Origin of the sequence: Kitasatospora sp. NPDC088783 (genome assembly GCF_044750705.1) — a bacterium.
Taxonomy (GTDB): Bacteria; Actinomycetota; Actinomycetes; order Streptomycetales; family Streptomycetaceae; genus Kitasatospora; species Kitasatospora fiedleri.
Map to the genome: position 1 here is coordinate 294,868 of NZ_JBIVKJ010000010.1, position 24,199 is coordinate 319,066.

Annotated in this window: 12 protein-coding genes and 1 pseudogene; 6 read left to right on the forward strand and 7 right to left on the reverse strand. The window is 69.9% G+C overall.

Going from position 1 to position 24,199, the window contains the following annotated elements; genetic code table 11:
* Positions 1–26: 26 nt before the first annotated feature.
* Positions 27–1,268, reverse strand: a complete 1,242-nt coding sequence (locus ACIP60_RS26865) for a cytochrome P450 (RefSeq protein WP_400688582.1) — start codon at positions 1,266–1,268, stop codon at positions 27–29.
* A 634-nt stretch (positions 1,269–1,902) separates the two neighbouring features.
* Between ACIP60_RS26865 and ACIP60_RS26870 the strand changes: the two genes are divergently transcribed.
* From ACIP60_RS26870 to ACIP60_RS26890, 5 genes and pseudogenes are all read left to right on the forward strand, one after another.
* Entirely contained in the window at positions 1,903–12,396 is a 10,494-nt protein-coding gene (locus ACIP60_RS26870) for an amino acid adenylation domain-containing protein (protein WP_400688584.1), read from the forward strand.
* Positions 12,393–14,186, forward strand: a complete 1,794-nt coding sequence (locus ACIP60_RS26875; protein ID WP_400688586.1) for a condensation domain-containing protein — start codon at positions 12,393–12,395, stop codon at positions 14,184–14,186. The genes ACIP60_RS26870 and ACIP60_RS26875 overlap by 4 nt, the downstream gene beginning before the upstream one ends.
* Complete coding sequence (locus tag ACIP60_RS26880; RefSeq protein ID WP_400688588.1) at positions 14,183–15,331, forward strand: nucleotide disphospho-sugar-binding domain-containing protein; 1,149 nt, start codon at positions 14,183–14,185, stop codon at positions 15,329–15,331. Before ACIP60_RS26875 ends, ACIP60_RS26880 begins: the two co-directional genes overlap by 4 nt.
* A gap of 223 nt (positions 15,332–15,554) precedes the next feature.
* Complete coding sequence (locus ACIP60_RS26885) at positions 15,555–15,698, forward strand: hypothetical protein (RefSeq protein WP_400688590.1); 144 nt, start codon at positions 15,555–15,557, stop codon at positions 15,696–15,698.
* Positions 15,699–15,910: 212 nt separating this feature from the next.
* A pseudogene (locus tag ACIP60_RS26890) lies at positions 15,911–16,698 on the forward strand (IS5 family transposase).
* A gap of 41 nt (positions 16,699–16,739) precedes the next feature.
* Here the strand turns inward: ACIP60_RS26890 and ACIP60_RS26895 are convergent.
* The 6 genes from ACIP60_RS26895 to ACIP60_RS26920 form a co-directional block, all read right to left on the reverse strand.
* Positions 16,740–17,807, reverse strand: a complete 1,068-nt coding sequence (locus ACIP60_RS26895; RefSeq protein ID WP_400688656.1) for an IS3 family transposase — start codon at positions 17,805–17,807, stop codon at positions 16,740–16,742.
* A 5-nt stretch (positions 17,808–17,812) separates the two neighbouring features.
* The gene (locus ACIP60_RS26900; protein ID WP_400688592.1) at positions 17,813–18,139 is read right to left on the reverse strand and encodes a transposase; all 327 of its coding nucleotides are present in this window, start codon (positions 18,137–18,139) and stop codon (positions 17,813–17,815) included.
* Positions 18,140–18,532: 393 nt separating this feature from the next.
* Positions 18,533–19,204 (reverse strand): signal peptidase I, encoded by a 672-nt coding sequence (gene lepB, locus ACIP60_RS26905; RefSeq protein WP_400688594.1) that lies wholly within the window; start codon positions 19,202–19,204, stop codon positions 18,533–18,535.
* Between the two features lie 203 nt (positions 19,205–19,407).
* On the reverse strand, positions 19,408–21,696 hold the full coding sequence (locus ACIP60_RS26910; RefSeq protein WP_400688596.1) for an FtsX-like permease family protein: 2,289 nt from the start codon (positions 21,694–21,696) through the stop codon (positions 19,408–19,410).
* A complete protein-coding gene (locus tag ACIP60_RS26915) occupies positions 21,693–22,439 on the reverse strand; it encodes an ABC transporter ATP-binding protein (protein ID WP_400688599.1) in 747 nt (248 codons plus the stop codon). The genes ACIP60_RS26910 and ACIP60_RS26915 overlap by 4 nt, the downstream gene beginning before the upstream one ends.
* Positions 22,440–22,465: 26 nt before the next feature.
* Positions 22,466–22,780 (reverse strand): hypothetical protein, encoded by a 315-nt coding sequence (locus ACIP60_RS26920; protein WP_400688601.1) that lies wholly within the window; start codon positions 22,778–22,780, stop codon positions 22,466–22,468.
* A 426-nt stretch (positions 22,781–23,206) separates the two neighbouring features.
* On the opposite strand from ACIP60_RS26920, the gene ACIP60_RS26925 reads away from it, so the two are divergent.
* Positions 23,207–24,010 (forward strand): IS5 family transposase, encoded by an 804-nt coding sequence (locus ACIP60_RS26925; RefSeq protein WP_400688603.1) that lies wholly within the window; start codon positions 23,207–23,209, stop codon positions 24,008–24,010.
* Positions 24,011–24,199: the final 189 nt, after the last annotated feature.

Consider the following 24,199-nt stretch of genomic DNA (forward strand, 5'->3'; position numbering starts at 1 on the left):
CGAGTCACGGTCCGGGCCCGGCGAGGTCAGCCGGCCTGGGTGGCGCGGCGCACGGCGACCGGCAGTCGGACCGGGCCGAGGACGCCGATCGAGGGGTGGAACTGGATGCCGGATTCCGGCAGCACCTCGATCTGCTCGAAGCGCCGCAACAGGGCGGTGAGCGCGATGCGCGCCTCCATGCGGGCCAACGGCGCGCCCAGACAGAAGTGGATGCCCTTGCCGAAGGCGACGTGCCGGCCCTGGTTCGGCCGGTGGATGTCGAACTCCTCGGCGCGGTCGAAGTGGGCAGCGTCGCGGTGGGCGGAGAGCAGCCACACGCACACCACCGCGCCAGCCGGGATGCGCTCCCCGCCGAGCTCCGTCTCGCACGCCGTCACCCGCTGGTCCCGCACCAGCGGCGAGCGCCAGCGCAGCACCTCCTCGACGACCTTGGGCAGGAGGTCCAGGTCGGAGCGGACCTCGGCGAGGACGTCGGGGTGACTGTCCAGACTCATCACGGTGCTACCGACGAGCACCGAGGACGGCAGGTGCCCCGCGATCACGAACATGCCGATGACACCGACGATTTCGTGGTCCTCCAGGGACCGTCCGTCGACCTCCGCCTGCGCCAGGGCGCTGATCAGATCGTCCTGGGGCTCGGCTCGGCGCTGGTGGATGATGTCGAGCAAGTAGGCGGAGGCGAAACGGACGAGCTCGCCCAGTTCGCGCACCGCGGACTCGTCGGCCCGGCCGAGCTCACCGGCCGGACGGGCGCCGAGCAGCGCGTCCGCCCAGACCGTGAACATCGTGTGGTCCTTCTCCGGGATGCCGAAGAGCTTGGCGATGACCCGGGCGGTCAGCGGGGCGGCGTACTCGGCCACGATGTCGAAGACGCCGGTGCCGTCGGCCGACAGCTCGATCTGGTCCAGCAGCTCGTTCGCCGTCTCGACGATGATCGGTTCGAGACCGGCGATGACGTTGGGAGTGAACGCGCGCCGCACCAGTTCGCGCATCTGGGTGTGGCGGGGCGGGTCGGTGCCGAGGAAGTTGCCCTGGGCGGCGCTGGCCAGCTCCCGCTCGTCCTCGGGGATCATGTCGTTCATGTCGCTGGAGAAGGTCCGGTGGTCGCCGAGCACCTGGAGTGCCTCGTTGTAGCCGAACACCTCCCACACACCTGGCTGGTAGCTCTCGGCTACCGGGCCAGCGGCACGGGCGCGGTCCAGGTAGTCCAGGAACACCTTGGTGCGCTGGTCGTAGGGAAGGCTGGTCAAAGCTGCGAGATCGGTCATGCGATAGCCCCCGCGAGCAGGAAATGGTTAACGAGGGCCAGTAGCGAAAGGAGCTGAAAGCGGTCGGCTGCGCTGCTTGCCTGACCACATCAGACAGAACCCCCCGCACCGCCCTGAATCGTCTAATTCGGACACGGAAGGGACGGTCCGAGTTGACGCTAACGGCTCGGGAGCCTAGGTAGCCCGCCTCGAAAGTGTCAAGGCTTTTCTTCGACCGCCCGCCGCCTCGGCGCCTCTGACCTGTACGAATGGCCGGCAGCTCCGCCTTCGCCAGCCTGCCGGCCAGAGGGAAAAGTTCCAGCCATTAGGACTGATTTCCAGCCATGCCTTTGCGATCGCTATTGGCCGGGGTACGCTGCGAAGCGGCGCTTGCGGAACTGTTGTTCGGGCGCGTCCGAAGAACGAAACACACAGCACGGGGGACGGGGGACGGGTATGCGCACGTGATCGTGCAGCTTTTTCGACGCTGAGGCCGTGTCGGGCCTTCGTTCTGAAACTTCGCAGAAACTCACGGGAATCCCGAGGGAAACAGCCGGAAGCGCCCGCCGTGGAGCGGCTGCCACGCCATCCGATTCTCGGGCCCTCACCTTTTATGGGTGGACTGCAACTACCAACGCTTCGCGAAGGATCCTGCATGCCCGCATCAGCGCGTCACGAATCTGCTCTTACTTCCGCGCAGACCGGAATATGGCTGGCCCAGCGCTTTGCGCGGGACGGCCTCGACTACAGCGTCGCGCTGTACGCCGATATCGTCGGCCCGCTCGACGTCGACCTCCTGGTGCGGGCGACCCGCAGGACCTTTGCCGGCACCCCGACCCTGCGGGCCCGCATCGTGGCGTCCGACGCGGAACCAGTGCAGGTGATCGACGACTCGGCCGAACTCGTCATGCCCTGCCTTGACCTGCGCAATCAGGAGCAGCCGCACCGGGCGGCGATAGCGTGGATGGAGAACGAGCTCGCCGTGCCACTCGCTCCGGACAGCGGCCGGATGTACTCCTTCGCACTGCTGCGGATTGGCGAGGACCGGCACCTGTGGTACCTGCGGTCGCACCACGTGGCCATAGACGGCTTCTCCGGCATCTTGTTCGTGCAAGAAGCTGCAGCCCAGTACACCGCACTGGCGACCGGGCGGGCCGCCGGTACCGGTCTCGGCCGTTTCGAGGTGATGCTGCGGTCAGATCGTTCCTACAGGGAGTCCGCGGCATTCCATACGGACCGTGCATACTGGATGGAAAAGCTCGCGGGCAGCCCGGCGCCCGCGGCATTCGGACAGGCCGATCCCAATCGTCCGGTCGGCCGGACCCGCGAGACGGCGGAAATCGGAAGCGAACTGAGCGGGGCACTCGGCAAACTGGCGCAGCGTTCCGGTGTGACCCCTGCGGCTGTTTACGCCGCGGCCACCGTCCGTTACACCGCACGACTCACCGGCGAACCGGACGTCGTTCTCGGGCTGCCGGTTACCGCCCGGTTCGGAAAGGCAATACGCAGAATTCCCGGAATGATGTCCAATGTGGTGCCGCTACGCGTTATGGCGGGACCGGATCTGCCGCTTTCCGGGTTGCTGCAGAACGTCTCCGCGGAAATGTTGCTCGGCTTGCGGCACCAGCGCTACCGATATGAGGATCTGCGCAACGATCTCGGCGCGGGCGAGGAAGGCAGCCCGCTGGTCGGGCCGCACGTCAATCTGCAGCTCTTCGACCAGGACGTGGATCTCGCCGGATGCCGGACGACGGTCCACAACCTGACCAACGGCCCAGTCGACGACCTAGCCTTCGTGTTCTACGGAGACGTCCGACGGGGAAGCGGGCGGATCGACCTCGACGGCAACACCGAGCTCTACCACCGCGCCGATCTCCGGGTGCACAGCCAGGGCTTGTTGCGGCTGCTGGAACAGATGGCCGAGGCGGATCCGGACACCCCGTGCCATGAACTCGACGTCTTCCGGCCCGACGGCCTGGAGCGGCTGCTCGTCGGTCGCAATGACACCGGGCGGGCGGCGGGCCCGGAGACGGTCGTCGACCTCTTCCAGGTTCGGGTGGCGGCCACCCCGGACGCCCCGGCCGTCGTGCACGGGCCGTGCGGCCTCTCGTACCGGGAGCTGAACGAGCGGGCGAACCGGCTCGCGGCGCTGCTGCTCGCCCGCGGCCTGGGCCCGGAGGACGTCGTCGCGCTCGCGGTGCCGCGGTCCGTGGAACTGGTCACCGCCTTGCTGGCCGTGGCCAAGTCCGGTGCCGCATTCCTGCCGATCGACCCGGACTACCCGGCGGACCGCATCGCATACATGCTCGACGACGCCCGGCCGGCGCTGCTGATCACCACGCAGGACACCGTGCCCCGGCTGCCCGGGGTCGCGGCCACCCCGCGGCTGCTGCTCGACGACGCCGACCTGTCGGCGGCACCGGGCGCGGCGCCCGGTCGGGACGTCACCCAGGCCGACCGTCCGCGGCTGCTCGTGCCGGACTCGCCCTCCTACGTCATCTACACTTCCGGCTCGACCGGCCGGCCGAAGGGAGCGGTCAACACCCACGCTGGCCTGGCGAACCGGCTTCGGTGGATGCAGGACCGCTACCGGCTGACCGCACGGGACCGGGTGCTGCAGAAAACCTCCTGCGGATTCGACGTCTCCGTCTGGGAGTTCTTCTGGCCCCTGGTGAGCGGCGCGACCCTGGTGATGGCCGACCCCGGGCTGCACCGCGACCCGGCCTACCTCGCTTCGGTGATCCGCGAACAGAAGGTCACCACCGTCCACTTCGTCCCTGCCATGCTCCAGGCCTTCCTGGCCGAGCCCGACACCGCCCGGTGCACCAGCCTGCGCCAGGTGATCTGCAGCGGTGAAGCGCTGGCCGCCGAACTCGCCGCCCGGTTCTTCACCGTCCTCGACTGCGAGCTGCACAACCTGTACGGACCGACCGAGGCATCCATCGACGTGACGTCCTGGCAGTGCGACCCGGCGCGCATCAGCGCCCCGCCGATCGGACGCCCGATCGCCAACACCCAGGTATACGTGCTGAACCAGAGGCTGGAGCCGGTGCCCGACGGCGTACCCGGCGAGCTCTACCTGGCCGGCACCGGCCTCGCGCGCGGCTACCTCAACCGGCCGGCCGTCACCGCGGAGCGCTTCGTGGCCTGCCCGTTCGGCCAGCCGGGCCAGCGGATGTACCGCACCGGCGACCTGGCCCGCTGGGACTCCGACGGACAGTTGGTCTACCTGGGCCGGACGGACGACCAGGTGAAGATCCGCGGCGTGCGGATCGAACCCGGCGAGATCGCCTCGGTCCTCGGCGGGCACCCCGAGGTCGGCGAAGCGGTGGTGGTGGCCCGCGACGACCGCTCGTCCGGGAAGTACCTCGTCGGATACGTGGTGCCTGAGCGGAACCGCGTCGCCTGCGTGCAGGAACAGGCCGACGGCGCGCACGTCGACCAGTGGCAGCAGCTGTACCAGTCGATGTACGGCGCGCAGTCCGAGGTCGCCTTCGGCGAGGAGTTCGCCGGCTGGGACAGCAGCTACACGGACCGTCCGCTGCCGCTGGATGACATGCGGCAGTGGCGCGACCGGACGGTGGATGCGATCCGCTCGCTCCGGCCCCGCCGCGTGCTGGAGATCGGCGTTGGCAGCGGTCTCCTGCTCGCCCCGCTCTTGCCGGAAACCGAGCGCTATTGGGCGACCGACTTCTCGCCCGCCGCGATCGCCGCCCTGCGCCGACACCTCGACACCCGGCCGAACCTGGCCGGGCGGGTGGAACTGCGCACCCAGCCGGCCGACGACTTGAACGGGCTGCCCGAGGGCTTCTTCGACACCGTGGTCATCAACTCCGTGGTGCAGTACTTCCCCAACGCGGACTACCTCAGAACCGTCCTGCAGGGGGCGCTCGGCCTGCTGGTCCCGGGGGGAGCCGTGTTCCTCGGAGACGTCCGCAATCTGCGGCTGAGCCAGTTCCTTGCCGCCGGTGTGCAACTCGCGCACAGCCCGGAGGACGCGGACCCGAAGGCCGTCCGCCGGGCTGTTGACCAGCGGGTGCGGCAGGAGAACGAACTCCTGGTGGACCCGCGGTTCTTCACCGCGCTCCAGCAGGAGATCGCCGACCTCGACGGCGTCGACATTCGGGTCAAGCGGGGCGACTACGACACCGAGCTGAGCCGCTACCGCTACGACGTGGTACTGCACAAGCGCTCAGAGCACCGGCCCGTCTCCCTGCTCGACGTGCCGTGTGCGAGCTGGGGCGCCGAGGTTCCCGACCTGACCGCACTGCGGGACCGGCTCAACATCGGCGCGCCGCAGCGGCTGCGGATCACCGGGGTGCCCAACGCCCGCCTGGTGCCCGAGGTCTCAGCCGCCCAGCGGCTGTTCGCCGGGGCACCGATGGCCGAGGTCCGTCGGGCGGTGAACGGGGACGTCCCGGTCGGCCCGCAGCCCGAGGCCTTCCACGAGCTCGGCGAGGAGGCCGGCTACCGCACGGTGGTCACCTGGTCCGACGAGGGCACCGCCGGCGAACTCGACGTGGTCTTCCTGAACACCCGGACCGAGGCCGCCACCGAGGCCCTGACCGACGTGTGCCTCCCGGCCGCGGCCACCCCGCAGTCCCTGGCCAACAACCCCGCGGTCGGCCGCGAGGCCGGTCGGCTCGCCGTCACCCTACGCGAGTACCTGCGGGAGAACCTGCCCGACTACATGGTCCCGGCCGCTGTCATGGTGCTCGACGCGCTGCCCACCACAGCCAACGGGAAGCTGGACCGACGGGCCCTGCCCACACCGGAGTTCCGCGCCGGCGGCGGCCGGCCGGCCCGGGGCCCGCGCGAGGAACTGCTGGGCCGGCTGTTCGCCGAGCTCCTGGGCCTGCCGGGGATCGGTGCCGACGACAGCTTCTTCGACCACGGCGGCGACAGCATCGGCGCGATCCAGCTGGTCAGCCGTGCGCGCAGCGCCGGAGTGCTGTTCACCCCACGCGAGGTCTTCGAGCACCGGACGGTGGCCCGGCTAGCCGAGGTGGCCCGTACTCAGGACGCCCCGACCCCGCTGCCCGACACCGGAGTCGGCCCCGTCCCGCTCCTGCCGATCGTCCACCACCTGCGTGAACTGGGCGGCCCAGTCGAGAGGTTCAGCCAGTCCCTGCGTCTCGACGTGCCCGCCGGACTGCGGGCGGAGACCCTCAACGACGCCCTGCAGACGGTGATCGACCACCATGACGCCCTGCGGTTGCGCCTGGACCGGGACGGCGGGGGCGGATGGTCGCTGATGGTACGGCCGGTCGGTTCCGTCGATACGGGCCAGTGCCTGCACCGGGTGGCCGTCGCGGAGAGCGGTGATTCCACCGAGGTGGACCTGCGGACCTGGGAGGAGGCCGCCCTCGACCGACTCGACCCCGACCGCGGTGTACTGGTGCAGGCCGTCTGGTTTGACGCCGGCCCGGACCACCCAGGCAGACTGTTCCTGGCTGTCCACCACCTGGCCCTGGACGGGGTGTCCTGGCGCGTCCTGGTGCCCGACCTGGCCGACGCCTACGCCGCCCTGGCCGAGGGCGGGCGCCCCGCACCCGCCCCGGTGGGCACCTCGCTGCGGCAGTGGTCGCAGCAGCTGACCGAGCGGGCCCGCACCGGTGACGTGGTCGGCGAGCTCGGCTACTGGCGGGAGACGCTCACCGGCACCACTGCCCCGCTCGGCACACGCGCGCTCGATCCCACCCGGGATGTCTTCGCCAACCGGCGCACCCTGGTGTCCTCCGTCGACGGCGACACCACCGCAGCGCTGCTCACCCAGGTGCCCACCGCCTTCCACGCCGGGGCGAACGACGTCCTGCTCACCGCGTTGGCACTGGCCCTGCAGGACTGGCGCCGGCGGCGCGGGCACGCCGCCGCGCCGGTGCTGGTCGACCTGGAGGGACATGGCCGCGAGGAGGAGGCCGTCCCGGGCGCAGACCTGTCCCGCACCGTCGGATGGTTCACCTCCCTCTTCCCGGTGCGCCTCGACCCCGGCGTGACCGACCCGGCCGAGACCTGGGCCGAGGGCCAGGCCATCGGAACGGCGCTGCGCAACGTCAAGGAGCAGCTGGCGGCGGTGCCCGGCAAGGGACTGGGCTTCGGGCTGCTGCGCCACCTCAACCCGCAGACCGCCACGGCCCTGGCCGGCCTCGGCAGCCCGGACGTCCTCTTCAACTACCTCGGCCGCTCCCTCATCACCCGGGGCCCGGGCGCCTGGACGCCGGTGCGTGGCAGCGGCGGACTGACCGGGCACGCCGACCCCGAGGCGCCCCTCGCGCACCTGCTGGAGATCAACGCGCTAGTCCACGAGGACGGCGAGGACGGCCCACGGCTCGCCGCCGAGTGGTCCTGGCCCGCGGACCTGCTCACCGAGGACGAGGTCCGCAACCTCGCCGACACCTGGTCAACCGCTCTGCGCGCGCTGGCCGCCCACGCCCGCCAGCCAGGCGCCGGCGGCCACACGCCGTCCGACTTCCCGCTCGCCCCGCTCGAACAGCAGGACATCGACGAGATCGAAGCCGACTGCCCCGACGTCGAGGATGTCCTGCCGCTGACGCCGCTCCAGGAGGGCCTGGCCTTCCACGCCGCGTACGACGACCGCGCGCCGGACGTCTACCACGTCCAGATCGCCCTCGAACTCGACGGCGAAATCGATCCCGGGACGCTACACGAGGCCGCCACGGCCCTGCTGCGCCGCCATCCGGTGCTGCGCACCTGCGTGCGGCAGCGGATGAGCGGCGGCCTGGTCCAGGTGGTCCGGGCCGAGGTCCCGGTGCCGTGGCGGTACCAGGACCTGAGCGAGCTCGACCCGGACCAGCAGGCGACACAGGCCCAGGCGGCGGTCCGGGACGACCTGAGCCGCCGCTTCGACCTGGCCGAGGCACCGCTGCTGCGCCTGACACTGCTGCGCCTCGGCGAAGGCCGCCACACCCTGGTGGTGACCAACCACCACATCGTCCTGGACGGCTGGTCGATGCCCCTGCTACTGCAGGAGCTGTTCGCCCACTACGGCACCCGGGGCGCCGACGCGCCGGCGCGGCCGGCCGGCTCCTGGCGCACCTATCTGGACTGGCGGGTGCGCCAGGACCGTGGCGCGGCCGAGCAGGCGTGGCGGGCAGCGCTTCAAGGACTCGACGCGCCGACCCGGCTGGCTCCGCAGGGTGACGTGCACGCCTCAGTCCAGCCCATCTCCCGCTCCGTCCGGTTGTCCGAATCCATCACCGCCGCGCTGGCCGGACGGGCCCGGGCGCACGGTGTCACGCTCAACACGGTCGTGCAGGCCGCGTGGGGGCTCCTGCTGAGCCGGCTGACCGGCGCCGAGGACATCGTCTTCGGCACCACCGTCTCCGGACGGCCGCCCGAGCTGCCGGGCATCGAGACGATGATCGGTTGCTTCGTCAACACCGTCCCGGTGCGGCTGCGACTGCGCCCCGACGAGCGGATCGGCGCGCTGCTGGCCAGGCTGCAGGACGAGCAGTCCCGCCTCGCCTCCCACCAGTACCTCGGGATCGCCGAGATCCAGCGCCTGACCGGAGTCGGCGGTGAGCTCTTCGACACGCTCACTGTGTTCGAGAACTACCCGCTGGACCCTGACGCCCTGAACGGCGGCGCACGGGCCGACCTGCGGGTGGCCGCCGTCCGTACCCACAACGACGTGCACTACCCGCTGGCCCTGATCGCCACCCCGGGCCCCTCGCTCGACTTGCAGTTCACCTACCGGCCGGACCTGTTCTCGGCCGCCGACGCCGAGCAGATCGTCCGGCGCTACACCCAGCTGCTCCAGGAGATCGCCGAGGCGGGCCCGGACACCCGGGCGGACCGGATCGAGTCCCTGGAGCCGGCCGAGGCGCGGCGGCTCACCGAGGAGTGGAACGACACCGGCCGCCCGGCCGCCCCGATCGCCGTAGCCGACGCCGTACGAGACTGGGCAGCACGGGAACCCGGCCGCACGGCGGTGGTGGGCGCGACCGGGGCGCTGACCTACGGCGAGCTCGACGAGCGGGCCGACCGGCTGGCCCAGCTGCTGCGGACCCGCGGCATCGGGCCGGAGGACCTAGTGGCGGTGGCGGTGCCGCGCTCGGCCGAGCTGATGGTCGCGCTGCTGGCCGTGCTCAGGACCGGCGCCGGCTACCTGCCGCTGGACCACCGGCATCCCGCCGAGCGGACCGCGTTCATGATCCAGGACGCCGCGCCGGTGCTGGTGCTCACCAGCGGCGACGAGGTGCCGGGGCTCCCGTCAGCGGACCGGCTGGCGCGGCTCGCGCTGGACGGCCCCGGCACGCACGGCGACACGGCCGTCCCCTCCGGCGCCCTCCCCTCCGCGCCCGGCGGTTCGCTCGCCTACGTCATCTACACCTCCGGATCCACCGGCCGCCCCAAGGCCGTGGCGGTGTCGCGCGCCTCCATGAACGCGCTGGTGGGATGGGCGGTGGAGCGGTTCGGCAGCGACGGACTGCAGCGGGTGCTGGCCGCGACCTCGCTCTCCTTCGACGTCTCGGTGTTCGAGCTGTTCGCCCCGCTGGCCGCCGGCGGCCAGCTGGAGATCGTCCGCGACTTGCTGGAACTGGCCGAACGGCCCTGGCAGGGCTCGCTCATCAGCGGCGTTCCGTCGGCCTTGGCCGGGCTGCTCGCCGATCCGTCGCCGACCTTCGCAGCCCGGCGGCTCGTACTGGCGGGTGAGGCCCTGCCCGAACCGCTGGTGCGGCGGATCCGGCAGGCGCTGCCCGGTACGGAGATCGTCAACCTCTACGGGCCGACCGAGGCGACGGTGTACGCCACCGACTGGCCGTGCGCCGACGACAAGGTGCTCACTCCACCCATCGGCCGTCCGCTGCCGCACACCCGGGCCTATGTGTTGGACCGCTGGCTGCGCCCGGTCCCGGCTGGAGTGCCCGGCGAGCTGTATCTGGCGGGCACCGGCGTCGCGCGCGGCTACCTCAACCGGCCCGCGCCGACCGCTGAACGCTTCGTCGCCGACCCGTACGGCGCCCCGGGAAGCCGGATGTACCGAACCGGCGACCTCGCCCGCTGGCTGCCCGACGGCGCGCTGGACTACCTGGGCCGCACCGACAGCCAGGTGAAGGTCCGCGGCCACCGGATCGAACTCGGCGAGATCGAGGCGGTGGTGGCCCACCACCCGGACGTCGCCCAGGCCGTCGTCCTGGCTCGCGGCACCTCGGCGGGCACTACCCGACTGATCGCCTACGTGGTTCCGCGGACCGGCGCCGAGGTGGACGTCACCGACCTCGCGGACCGGACCGCGAGCGCGCTGCCCGGCTACATGCTCCCGGCCGCCTACGTCGTCCTGGACCGGTTGCCGGTCACCGCCAACGGAAAGCTGGACCGGGGCGCCCTGTCGGCGGCAGACCCGGGCGAGAACGCCCCGGACACCGGCCGGGCCCCGCGGACCTCGCGCGAGGAACTGCTCTGCGAACTCTTCGCGCAGACCCTGGGCGTGCTGCGGGTCAGGCCCGACGAGAGCTTCTTCGCCCTCGGCGGGGACAGCATCACCTCGATCCAGCTGGTGAGCCGGGCCCGGCGCCAGGGCCTGGAGTTCACCCCCCGGGACGTCTTCGACCACCGCAGCCCGGCGAACCTGGCCCGGGTGGCGCGCGAGCAGGACCACACCGTGGCCGAGGAGGACACCGAGGCCGGTCCGGGGCCGCTGGCCCCGACTCCGGTGATGGAGTGGCTGCGCGAACTGGGCGGTCCCGTCGACCGGTTCAACCAGTCGATGTTCATCCGGCTACCCGCCGACATCGACGGGCCAACGCTGACGGCGGCCTTGCGGTCGGTGATGGTCCATCACGAGGCCTTGCGGCTGCGACTGCACCGCAAGGGCGACCACACCCCCTGGGACCTGGAGATCACCGAGCCGGGCGCCGACCCCGCGCACCAGTTCACCCGCCACTATGTCGCCGGGCTGACCGGGGACGCGCTGCGCGAGGCCGCCCGACGCCAGGCCGAGCTCGCCTGGGAGCGACTGGCCCCCGAGAGCGGCACGATGTGGCAAGCCGTGTGGCTCGACGCTGGCCCGGCCGCGCCCGGACACCTGCTGCTGGCCGTACATCACCTAGCGGTGGACGGCGTCTCCTGGCGGATCCTGCTCGGCGACCTGGCGGAGGCCGCTGCCGCGCTGCGGCGCGGCGCCGCCGCCGCGCCGGCCCCGGTCGGCACCTCGCTACGGCGCTGGTCGAAGCTGCTCGCCAAGGAAGCCGACAGCCCCCGGCGAACGGCGGAACTCGGCCTGTGGACGGCGATGCTGGACGGCGCCGCTGCACCGCTCGGCCCCCGGGCGCTGGACCCGGCCCGCGACCGGGTGGCCTCTCGGCGCAGCGTGGAGCTGAGGCTGCCGGCGGATGCCACCAAGGCGCTGCTGACCGACGTCACCACCGTCTTCCACGCCGCGGTCAACGACGTCCTGCTCACCGGGGTGGTCCTGGCCGTGCAGGACTGGTCCCGTCGGCGGGGCCGTCCCGCCGACCCGGTGCTGGTGGACGTCGAGGGTCACGGCCGGGAGGAGGACGCGGTCGGCAGCGTGGACCTGTCCCGTACGGTCGGCTGGTTCACCAGCGTCCACCCGGTCCGGCTGGACCCGGGCGCCGTCGAGTGGCCGGACCTGTGGGCGGCCGGGCCCGAGACCGGACGGGTGCTGAAGCGGGTCAAGGAGCAACTGGCCACCATCCCCGACCACGGCATGGGCTACGGCCTGCTGCGCCACCTCAACCCGCGCACCGGGAAGGTCCTCGCAGAGCTGCCCGTGCCGCAGATCGGCTTCAACTACCTCGGCCGGTTCGGCACGCCTGCCGAGTCCGGCGACTGGGCGCCGGCGCACGAGATCGGCGGGTTCACCGGCGCCGCCGACCCGGACCTGCCGCTGGCACACGCGGTAGAGGTCAACGCCCTCGTCCAGGAGGACGACGGCGCGCAGCCGGTGCTCGTGGCCGAGTGGTCCTGGGCGGCAGAGCTGTTCACGGCAGCGGAGGTCGAGGATCTGGGAGCCACCTGGTTCCGCGTCCTGCGGGCCCTGGTCGACCATGCCCGGCGACCCGACTCGGGCGGCCACAGCCCCTCCGACCTGCCACTGGTCTCCCTCTCCCAGGAGGAGATCGACCAGCTTCAGGAAGAACTCGCCTTTGAGGGGGATCTATGACAACGGCAACGAAGCACACGCCCAGGATCGAGACAGTCCTGCCGCTCACGCCCGTCCAGGAAGGGCTGGTGTTCCACGCGGCGTACGACGAGGAGGGTTCGGCCCTGTACAACGTGCAGGTGGTGCTGGACCTGGAAGGGCCGCTCGACCCCGCCGTGCTGCGGCGGTCGGTGGAGGCCGTGGTGCGGCGCCACCCGACCCTGCGGGCGAGCTTCCGGCGCCGGGCCACCGGCGACACCGTCCAGGTGGTCCAATCGGCGACGCCGCTGCCGTGGGAGGAAACGGATCTCACCGCGGGCGCGGACGGTGACCGCGAGGCCGAGGTCGAGCGGATCACCCGGGAGGCCCGCACCCGCCGGTTCGACCTGGCCGCGGCCCCGCTGCTGCGGTTCACGCTGATTCGACGGCGGTCCGACCGGTTTCGGCTGGTGCTGACGAACCACCACGCCGTCCTGGACGGCTGGTCCACCGGGCTGCTGCTGCACGAGCTCTTCCATGCCTACGCCGCCGGCGGCGACGCGTCGGTGCTGCCGCCCGTCGTGCCGCTTCAGGAGTTCTTCGCCTGGCGGGCCCGCCAGGACCCCCGGGAGGCCCGGGAGGCGTGGCGCGCGGCGCTGGCAGGCCTGGAGGAGGCCACCCGGGTGGCCCCGAATGCGGACAGCCGCACGGCGGTACCGACCGATCAGGTGCTGGTCACCTTGCCCGAGGAGCTGACCGCGGACCTCACCGAACGCGCCCGCCTCCTGGACCTGACCGTCAACACCGTGGTCCAGGGCACCTGGGGCCTGCTGCTGTCCCATCTGACGGGCCGTGACGACGTCGCCTTCGGCACCACGGTGGCTGGCCGGGCACCCGAGCTGCGCGACGTCGAAGCCATGGTCGGAATGCTGGTCAACACCGTGCCGGTGCGGGTCCGAATCGACCCGCGGGAGACCCTCACCGGACTGTTCGCACGGCTGCAGGAGGAGCAGTCCCGGCTCGGCGCCCACCAATACCTCGGACTGACCGAGATCCAGGGCCTGTCGGAGATCGACGGCGACCTCTTCGACTCGCTCGTGGTGTTCGAGAACTACCCGCTGGACCGGACCGTCGAGTCCGTCGCCGGTGTGCGCGTGACGGGCACGGAGGCGCACAACAGCATCCACTACCCGCTGAGCCTGATCGCCCACCCGGGCCAGACCCTCGTGCTCTGCTTCGGCTACCGGCCGGACCTCCTCACCGGCCCCGCAGCCCGGCGCATCGCCGACCGCTTCGTTCATCTGCTCGGCGACTTCGCCGCCGGTACCTCGGATGCCGCCGTTGGCGACATCGACATCCTGAGCGCGGAGGAACGGCACCGGCTGATCGTCGGGCTGAACGACACGACCCGTGCGGTGCCGGGGCGGTCGGTGGCCGAGCTGTTCGCTGCACAGGCCGCCTCCAGGCCCGAGAGCATTGCCGTCCGGTTCGGTCAACAGGCCACTTCTTACCGAGAGTTGGACGACCAGGCGAACCGACTGGCGGCCGAACTCGGCAGTCGGGGCATCGGGCCCGAGGCTATCGTCGCCTTGGCGGTACCGAGGTCGACCGAGATGGTGGTGGCGCTGCTCGCCGTCCTGAAGGCCGGCGCGGCCTACCTCCCCATCGACCCCGGCTATCCGGCCGAACGCATCGCGTTCATGCTCGCCGATGCGCGTCCTGCCCTGCTCATCACTACGACCGGCCTCGTCGAGCGCCTCGGCGGCAGTAGCCCGGGAACTCCCCGGCTACTCGTCGCCGACGCGCACACTTCAGAAGGGAACCCGCAATGAGAGTACTGTCCATAGCCGCCCCGGGTTCTGGGCTCTTCCTGCCCACCGTCCCGCTGGCCTGGGCGCTGAGGACCGCCGGGCACGAGGTCCTGGTCGCCAACAACGGCAAAGCCGCCGAGTCGCTGGTCGCGGCCGGACTCCAGGCCGTCGACGTGTGCCCCGGCCGCGACGTGTTCGCCGAGTTCATGGAGGCGAGCCGGGCGATCAACATGACGCCGCCGGGCGCCCCGAGGCCCCGGCGCGGCGGGCTCGGGCTGTTCGGGGAGGAGATGGCCGAAGGCCTGCTGAAGGTAGCCGAGGAGTTTCGGCCGGACCTCGTGTTGTCCACTCTGGAGCAGGGCGCCGGATCCCTGGTGGCCACCGCGCTCGGTGTCCCCTACGTGGAGCAGAGCGTTCGGCTGGCCTGGGCGGGCAGCGACCAACAAGCGGTGACGTACCGCCATTCCATCGCCCAGTACCTGGAACCCACACGGGCCAGGCTGGGCTTGGCCGAGTCGGCCGCTGCGGCCGCGACGATCGACGTCCGGCCGCCGAGCATGGGGGGCCACGACGACGCGGCCGAGTGGTCGATGCGCTACGTGCCCTACAACGAGAGCCGGCTGCTGCCCGAGTGGGCGCTGGCGGCGCCGTCCCGGCCGCGTGTGTGCCTGACCCTGGGCAGTGTCCTGCCGCTGTCCGGCGAGCTCGGCGAGCTTGCTGCGTTCCTGCAGAAGTGCGGTGGGCTGGATGTAGAGCTCATTCTCGCCATGGGGGCGGACCAGGCGGCGGCTCTGGGCCCGGTGCCCGACAACGTGCGCGTGGCCGGCTGGGTGCCGCTCAGCGCCCTGCTGCCGACCTGCGCCGCCATCGTCCACCACGGTGGGGCGGGCACCGCGCTGACCGCACTGGTCCACGGCGTCCCGCAGCTGGTCGTTCCCCGGCTCGCCGACCAGCCCGCGAACGCGGCCGTGATCGCGGCCCGGGGCGTCGGACTGGCCTGCTACGCGCACGAGGCGACCGCGGCCGCCGTGCAGGACGGCCTGCTGCAGTTGCTCGACGTACCGGACTACCGGCGGACCGCAGGCGAGGTACAGGCGGAGATCGCCTCCCAGCCCAGCCCGGCGGCGCTGGTCTCGCGGCTGGAGGAGCTGGTCGGCGAGCGCTGACCGGCGAGTTTCGCCGGGCTGCCCGCTCGCGTCGTGCGGAAGGGCCCGCACGCTGTTGGTGGCTTGGGGGGCTGGCGTGGCGTCGGTTCCCAGGACTCAGTTGTGGTCTTGGGAAACGACGTTGTCGTACGGGGAGGGTGTCGTTGTCGATGCGGATGGCGCAGGCCGCGTTCCCGAGCCCGGACATGACCGCCACCGTCGCGCCACCGCCCCCGACAACGTGATGGCCGAAGCGATCCACGACCAGTTTGCCGCCCGCCACTGCTTGCCCGGCAGCCCCTACGGACAGGACGCCTTCACCACCCCCCGGGACCACGAACAGGTGACCTGCCTGAACGGCGTCACCAGCACCCAGTGGCACCAGTGACAGACCGCGTAGCCGACACGGAGCAGGACCGGCACACCCGCCACTCCGCCCCCTCAAACGTCTCACTGGGTGACGTGACCGGTTTGGACGCCGCCCGCGAGCCGGTTTGAAGTTCGGTAGAACTCGTAACACGATCTTGGTGATCGTTGCTGTTGGGGCGTGACCGATGTGACGATTCGTCCGTTCGTGATGGCGTGAGCAAGAAGCCGTGGATCGTTGACGACGAGCTGTGGGTCCGGATCGAGCCGCTGCTGCCGGCCTGGCCGGAGCGGTCGCCGGGCCCTCGCCCGGTGGACGACCGGCTCTGCCTACAGGGCATCCTGTTCGTGCTGTACACCGGCATCACCTGGCAGCAGTTGCCGCTGGAGCTGGGCTTCGGTTCCGGGCAGACCTGCTGGCGCCGGCTCGGCCGCTGGCAGAAGGCCGGGGTGTTCGAGGCCCTGCACCGCATACTCCTGGCCGAGTTGAACGCGGCCGGACTGATCGACTGGACCCGCGCGTGCGTGGACGGCTCCCACGTACGCGCGAAAAAAGGGGTGAGGCCACCGGCCCGTCGCCGGTCGACCGCCGCAAGACCGGCAGCAAACACCACGTGATCGGCGGCGGCGGTATCCCGTTCCACGTGATCACCACCACCGCCGACGTCAACGACGTCACCCGGACCCTCGACCTGGTCGACAACATCCCACCGGTCGCCGACCGCGTCGGTCACCCCCGCAAGCGCCCTGGCTCCCTGCTCGGCGGCAAGGGCTACGACAGCAACCCCAACCGCCGACAACTGCGCAAACACCGGATCCTGCCCGTCATTTCCCGCCGCGGCGAGCCCGACATCATCGACCTCGGTAAGCTCCGCTACGTCGTCGAGCAGACCTTCGCCTAACTCCACCAGTTCAAGCGCCTCGCCGTCCGCTGGGAGAGACGCCTCGACCTCCACAACGCCTTCGTCTCACTCGCCTGCACGCTCATCTGCTGGAGACGCCTCAACCGGCGGGCACAGTGATCGTGTTACGAGTTCTATGGGCCTTCTCGGTACTCTGCACCTCACCCGGCGCCGAGGCCCACTACTGCCGCCGGCGCGGGAAGGGCGACTGGCACGCCGGCGCCCAGCGCAACCTCCTGAACCGTCTGCTGGGCCAGCTCTACCACTGCCTCCACAACGGCCTGACCTGAACCGCCCCGGGTTCGGTAGAGAGTGCAGATGATGGCTGTGGCCAGTGGTTTTGTGGCTGTGCGGTAGTAGCTGGTCTCGTATTCGACGGGCGGGACGTGGCCTGTCTCACCGTGGGGTCGGCGGTGGTTGTACCAGTCGACCCGCTCGGCTGCGGCGAGTTCGGCCTGCGAGAGTGTGCGCCAGGGCCGCCGGGGCTTGATCGGCTCGGCCTTGAACAGCCCGATCGTGCTCTCCAGGGGGGCGTTGTCGTAGGCGTCGCCGACCGAGCCGATGGACGCTGCGGTGCCCGCTGCTTCGAGGTGCCCGGCCAGGCGGAACGACGTGTACTGACTGCCTGTGTCGCCGCGGTGGGGCAACTCGCCTGGAACGAAAGGGTTCTGGTCGCGGCCACGCTGCCGGACTGCCATCTCCAGCGCGTCCAGGACGAACACCGTCTGCTTGGCGGTGGCCGCGGACGGGCCGACGATCCGGCGGGTGAAGGCGTCCGCGACGAAGGCGGCGTACACGGTCCCGGCCCGTGTCTTCACGCAGGTGAAGTCCGCGCCCCGACAGCGGTTCGGAGCGCCGGCGACGAAGTCGCGCTCGACCGGGTCAGGGGCGCGGTCGGCCTGCCCGCCGGGAAGAGCGGTGACCGCGCGCTTGCCGCGGACCGCGCCGGTGATGCCGAGCTCGCGCATCAGGCGCTCGGCGGTGCAGCGGGCCGCGGTGCGTCCCCGACGGTTCGGCCCGTGCCAGGTCCTGCGGGCCCCGTAGACGCGGAAGTTGGCCTCGAAGGCATGCCCGATCAGCGTTTTCAGTTCTGCGTCCCGCACTGAACGCGCCGGAGGCGGGCGGTTGCCGAAGGCGTAGCAGGGGGAGGGGGCGGTGCTGCAGCCGTGCCCGGTCGGCACGCGGCAGATCGGCTCGACGCCGCCGAAGCGGTCCCGGTGCTCGTCGATGAACGCTACGGGCGCAGGTGTGGCCGGTCGGGCCCGGCCGCGAAGAAACTCGCCGCGGCCTTGAGGATCTCGTTGGCGCGCTTCAGCTCGGCGGTCTCCTTCCTCATCGCCTTGATCTGCGCGGACTCCTCCGTGGTCGTGCCCGGGCGCTGCCCGGAGCCGACCTGGTCCCGGCGCACCCGGTTGCGCGGCGTCTCGGCCGAGCCGATGCCCAGTTTCTCCGCGACGGCCCGCAGCGCGGCCGACTCGTCCGGGTAGTCGCCGAGGACCTCGGCGACCATGCGCACCGCACGACGGCGCAGCTCAGGCAGGTAAGAGGGAGGACGTGCCATGACTCGAACCCTTACACGAAATCGAGTCTCCACTGAACGCGGGGCGGTTCACCTTGCCCACCCGGAAATACATCGCCGGACGCGCCCGGACGTGCTCTTCGAAGGTGACCACCTGGATCTGATCGGCTGTGTAACGCTCCACGGCTTCGATCATGACACTCACCACCGACAAGTCGCTCCGCCCATCCCGGAGAGCGGGATTTTGTGACGCAGCGTCACCATTCATAGAGGTTGGGCCAGAACCGAAACTCGGTGAACAAAGCCAGGCGATCGGCGTGTGCGTACGCACACGCCGAGGCGGCGCGCGATGACTTCGCCGATGTGGTCGCAGTGTCTTGACACGGCGACCACATCGCAGGGAACCGGGAAGGCATCACTCACCGGTGAGCGGGTCTACCATGCCTTCGTGCGTCGGCGCCTGGGGATGCGGGAGAGGGCCCAAGCAGACCAGCGCCGCAGGGTCGGCCAGACGGCCGCCAGCTCGAGCAAGGTTCCGAGGAGAATCCCTGTGACGCCGATCAGGTAGACGGGGAACTGGCTCGCCCCGGCCGGTCCTGACAGGAAGCCCCAGTCTCCGAACGGCCAGGCAACGGCGACCAGTTGTCCTTGGACACTAGTGAGCGGCAGGGTTCCGGCGTCGGACTCTTTGAGGTGCGATCGTGAGTCGACAGAGATGCTGCGGGCGTCGCCCAGAACGAAGATCCGTCCGGCGGGGACCTTCACTGTGAAGCTGCCGAAAGCCGCGGTGTTGCCGTGAGCGTACGGCTCGTTGACGGCCTGATCGTTGACGGTGAGCCGGCCTTGATCGTCGCAGCTGACCGTGTCGCCACCCATAGCGACAACCCTGATGGTGTACGAGAGCCCCGGCTCGTCTCCGTCCCAGTCCCCGCTGCGGACGAGGACGATGTCTCCTCTCTGGATGCCTTTGCCACCGATGGCATCCGTGTCCACCACGGTGTCGTCCCATGCCTTGGCCGTGGGGGACATGGCGATGGTGCCCACCGTGTGGAGGTTGTAGCGGGGAATGAGAAGCAGCGCACCGACCAGGAGCAGCAGCGCGCCCACTGCAGCCAGGATGATCCGTCGACGGCGGGATCCTGCCCGCGTGGTCGGCAGGGGTGGGGTGCTGGCCTTGTCCGATGGAACGCCCCTGGGCGGAGATCCCTCTTCCTGTGGTTCGTGGTCTCGTGGCAGGTCCCCAACCACAGTGGTGGCCTCTGCGGGATTGCTTTCGGTACTGCTGTCCATGTTTCTCCTCCGATCTGCTGCTACTCGCGGCGAAGGTCCTCAGGCCGGGGGTGCAGCCCGGAGACGAACATGCTCACCGCCGCTGCGAAGGCCAAGGCGACGGCCACCAGAGGGAGCGCGAAACTCAGGGCACCCGAATACCAGCCGATCTGCTGACCTGAGAGCAGCAGCAGCGCGTTCGCCGCGAGATGTCCTGTCCCCAGGGCGAGCGCCAGCGCCAGAGCGAGCGGTACCAGCAGTTGGCAGGACTGCACGGCCCGGAGCGTGCGCGCAGGGGTGCCGACGACGACGAGAGAGGCCACCTGGCGTCGGCGATCGATGGACCGTCCGATGGCGCTGATGAGGAAGGCGACCACGCCCAAGATGAAGCCGACCCAGATACCGCTGTACACCACACCCTGATGAACGTGGTACGCCTCAAGTCCGTCAAGGTCCAAGTCGACGACGTTCATCGTTGCTGACGGAGCAACCTTCACCAGGTCTGCGGCGAAGCGGTCGAGACCCTTGATAGTGGCCGGCAGCCGATAGAAGTAGATGGTGTTCGGGGTCAGCGATCCCGTTGGTGCGGCCTGAGTGTCCAACAGAGCCATGCCCACGGGAAACAGCCCGGTGTTCGGCACGTCCAGCGTCTGCTCTGGGACCACCATCGTATTGGTTGCGCCGCTTGTGTCCAGGAACGGCACAGAGGTGCCGGCGGCCACGAGAGGCGACTCCCGCCCGTCGAGATGGGTGCGGAGGCGGTACAGTGCGCCGTCCCGGCAGTTCGGAAGCGGGGCACCGGTCATGCTCCGCAGCGTCTGGCAGTCTGCGGAGATCCTTTCGACGCCCATGAGGCGGACCTTGTCGGCGTCCGAAACGGGCGCTCCGCCGTTCGGAGGGGCGGTGACGCTCTTTTGCTGCAGCCAGTGAAACGCCGCCGGGAGCGACAGGGCGCGTGCGCGAGCCTCTTGCGGAATGTCGTTTCCGGACAAATGCACGATCAGCTGGCTGGGAGCAGGCATTGCGGCCAGTTCCGACTGCCGCAGCACGCCAGCGCCGATCGTGGCGGTCAGTACCAGCACGCACAGACCCGCGAGGTGCCATGACAGCCCGGCGGACTCGTACCGGACACGGCGTGCCGCGAGGCGAATGGCCAGCGACGAGGATGCCCTGGCGAGCCAGTCAGCGGATACGGCCAGGAGCGGACGCAGGACCAGCAGTAGGCCGACCGCCGCGCACACGACGCCGACGATGAGTATCGCCCCCGAGCCGCCGCTCATAGCCATCCGGCGACCGGTACTCGCGTACGAGGTGAAGAGCGGGAAGCCGATGATTCCCAGCCCGAGGAGGAACGGGACGCCGTACCACCACTTAGGGTCCTTGTCGGCGGTATCGAACCGCGCTTCGAGCGGCTTGGCCAGCGCCCTGCTGGTGCCTCGCGCGCCGACGAGGCCGGCTCCCACCGTGGTCAGCAGGAGTGCAACGACTGCGCCTGCCATCGGCAGGTCCGAGGCGGAGGGGTACCAAGTGAATCCGAGGACCCCGGATGGCCCGAGATACTGGTTGGCCAATGCATAGCCCGCGATGCCGAGCAGACCGCCGAGGAAGCCGGCGGCAGCCGATTCCAGTGCGGCAAGCCGCAGAACTCGGCGCCTGGGCAGTCCGATTAGCCGCAGCGCCGCGTACCTGCGGGTGCGCGTGACGGCCGAGAGCCGGGAGCATACGATCAAGTAGATGGCCATCGGTGCCACGATGATGAGAGCCAGCTCGGTCGGAACGTCACCGAACTGGGCCTGCACCTCTGCATCGGCACCCGCACCGCCCCAGGCCCGCCCTTCGGTGGGATGGCCCATCCGGTCCCGTTGGACGCCTACGTACGCGTACAGCTCGGACGGTCCAAGGAGACCTGGCTTGCCGATCTCACCGATGACCGTCCCGGGCAGGAGGCTCTTAAAATCGGCGTCGCGAGCTGCCAGTTCGGCAGCTGCAGAGGAGAGGAGGATCTCTCCGGGTCCCGGAAGGCGGGACACGCCGGGTGGCAGAGGGGCGTCCTCGGAGCCCGTGGCCACTAGGACCCGGGTCATGCGGGTTTCGTGCCATGATCCGAAGGCGATCTGGAAGGTGAAGGTGCCCTTCTGGTCACTGAGCACGCTGAGAGGCTGCCGGTTCGAGGTGACCGCCCCGCGTTCTGTGAGGACCGATGGCATCATCCCTACGAGCAGGACCACCACCCCGCCCAGGGCCAGGCCGAGAACCATCAGTGTCATTCGGATGGCGCCTGCGCCGCCACCGCCCCGGATGACGCGAAGGGCCAGTCGTAGATCGGTCACTTCTTGGCACCCCTCGGCGCGATCGATTCTTGAACCTGGATCGCACCGTCGAGCAGGGCGATCGTTCGGTCGGCGCTCTGAGCCAAGGCGTGATCGTGCGTCACCAAAACAACAGCGGAGTTCTGTTCTCGTGCCAGTTCCCAAAGCAAGTCGATGACAACAGCGCCGTTGGCGCTGTCAAGTGCCCCGGTGGGTTCGTCGGCGAAGACGACTGCAGGGCGATGGATCACGGCTCGGGCCACGGCGGCACGCTGTGCCTGTCCTCCCGAGACCCGTGCTGGTCGCTGGCCGGCTTGCCTGGTCAGGCCAAGTCGATCCAGAAGCGTACCGACCCGCTCCTGGCGCTCAGCCTTCGGCACTTTCAGCAGTTCCAGCGGGAGCGCGATGTTCTCCGCGATCGTCAGTTCCGGCACCAGTTCGGATGATTGGAAGATGAATCCGAACGACGAACGGCGCAGTTCCGAGCGTGCGTCGTCGCCGAGGTCTGCAAGCGTGCGGCCCTGGAAGGCGACCTTGCCGCTGTCGGGTTGGATCAGTCCGGCCAGGCAGTAGAGAAGGGTGGTTTTCCCGGAGCCACTCGGTCCGACCAGGGCGACTGCCTCGCCCGCGTCGACCGAGACGCTCACCCCATCGAGCACCCGTGCCGCTTGGAACGAGTGGCTTACGTCTTTGCCGACGAGCATGTGGTTCCGATCAGGTTGAACGGTATGGTTGCCAAGCGCCTGCCCGGGCTTCTGATCCAAGCCCGGGCAGGCGCGTTGCGTGCTGGTTAGCGAGACATGTACTCGGTGGCACAGCTGTCGGTGCCCCAGCTGTTGTAGCGGCAGGTCTGGACCCAGCCGTAGGTGACGTAGGTCGCCTGCGGGTCGTAGATCACCCGGTCGACCCAGACGGAGGTTCCACTGCCGCTGGAGTCGTCACCGATCGTGGTGTAACCGTAGCCCGAGACCTTGGCGAGCGCCTTGACGCTGTTGCTGTCCGCGGAGGTGTCGCTGAGCGTGCCGGAGACCTCCATTCCGCCGTGGTTGCTACCCGACGGCCACCAGTAGATGCTGCCGCTGAGGTTCTGGGTGCTCGTACCCACCCAGATGCTGCCGTTACCGCTGAGGGCGAAAGCAGCCGAGGCCGCACCGCCCACCAGAGCTGCCGAAAGCCCCAGAACCGCGGCGCCCTTACGCAATGACTTGCGCATATCCCCTCCAGGAAAACAATTGGATGTACCTGAACGTGATCACTGTGTGACTTCATGTGCGAGTGATCAACGGTCAGGACCCTAACCACCGGAACGAACGTGCGACTGGATGTCGATTCTTATGTGACCCACATCACATTATCTATCGGATAATAAATGGATGCATCGGACGTGCCGGAACATCTTCTTCCGTATCGCGGGCACCTGACGGCCGCGAGATGCTTGAGGCAGGTCTGGCGATTAGAGCTCGTAACACGATCTTGGTGATCGTCACTGGTGGGGTGTGACCGATGTGACGATTCGTCCGTTCGTGATGGCGTGAGCAACAAGCTGTGGATCGTGGCGGACGGGCTGTGGGCCAGGATCGGGCTGCTGCCGCCGGTGTGGCCGGAGCGGTCGCCGGGCCCGCGTCCGGTGGACGACCGGTTGTGCCTGCAGGGCGTCCTGTTCGTGCTGTACACCGGGATCGCCTGGCAGCAGCTGCCCCTGGAGCTGGGCTTCGGCTCCGGGCAGACCTGCTGGCGCCGGCTCGGCCGGTGGCAGGAGGCCGGGGTGTTCGAGGCCCTGCACCGCATACTCCTGGCCGAGTTGAACGCGGCCGGGCTGATCGACTGGACCCGCGCGTGCGTGGACGGCTCCCATGTGCGCGCGAAGGGGGGCGAGGCGACCGGCCCGTCGCCGGTCGACCGCCGCAAGACCGGCAGCGAGCACCACGTGATCGGCGGCGGCGGTATCCCGTTCCACGTGATCACCACCACCGCCGACGTCAACGACGTCACCCGGACCCTCGACCTGGTCGACGGCGTCCCACCGGTAGCCGGCCGCGTCGGTCACCCCCGCAAGCGCCCTGGCTCCCTGCTCGGCGGCAAGGGGTACGACAGCGATCCCAACCGCCGTGAGCTCCGCAAACGAGGCATCCTTCCGGTCATCTCCCGCAAGGGCGAGCGTGACATCGTCGGCCTCGGAAAACTTCGATACGGCGTCGAGCAGGCCTTCGCCCAACTCCATCAGTTCAAGCGCCTCGCCGTCCGCTGGGAGAGAGGCCTCGACCTTCACGAGGCATTCGTCTCACTCGCCTGCGGACTCATCTGCTGGCGACGCCTCAACAAGCCAGCCCCGTGATCCTGCTGCGAGTGCCCGAGGGAGGATTGCCTGACGCCCGACGATGTGAAGCAGATGGCGCATTGCGTGGTGCCTGCGGCGACGAGGGGCGGGCCTTCGCCCTGAGTGGTGGACACGCTGATACTGGATCTGCTTGATCCGGAGGAAGCGAGAACACCGTCGATGGCGATGAAGGACTACTCGGACGAG

Excerpts from the sequence above, each read along its gene's own strand:
- ACIP60_RS26900 (WP_400688592.1), bottom strand. The coding sequence starts at position 18,139 with ATGGCACGTCCTCCCTCTTACCTGCCTGAGCTGCGCCGTCGTGCGGTG.
- ACIP60_RS26875 (WP_400688586.1), top strand. The coding sequence starts at position 12,393 with ATGACAACGGCAACGAAGCACACGCCCAGGATCGAGACAGTCCTGCCG.
- ACIP60_RS26880 (WP_400688588.1), top strand. The coding sequence starts at position 14,183 with ATGAGAGTACTGTCCATAGCCGCCCCGGGTTCTGGGCTCTTCCTGCCC.
- ACIP60_RS26865 (WP_400688582.1), bottom strand. The coding sequence starts at position 1,268 with ATGACCGATCTCGCAGCTTTGACCAGCCTTCCCTACGACCAGCGCACC.
- ACIP60_RS26870 (WP_400688584.1), top strand. The coding sequence starts at position 1,903 with ATGCCCGCATCAGCGCGTCACGAATCTGCTCTTACTTCCGCGCAGACC.
- ACIP60_RS26885 (WP_400688590.1), top strand. The coding sequence starts at position 15,555 with ATGGCCGAAGCGATCCACGACCAGTTTGCCGCCCGCCACTGCTTGCCC.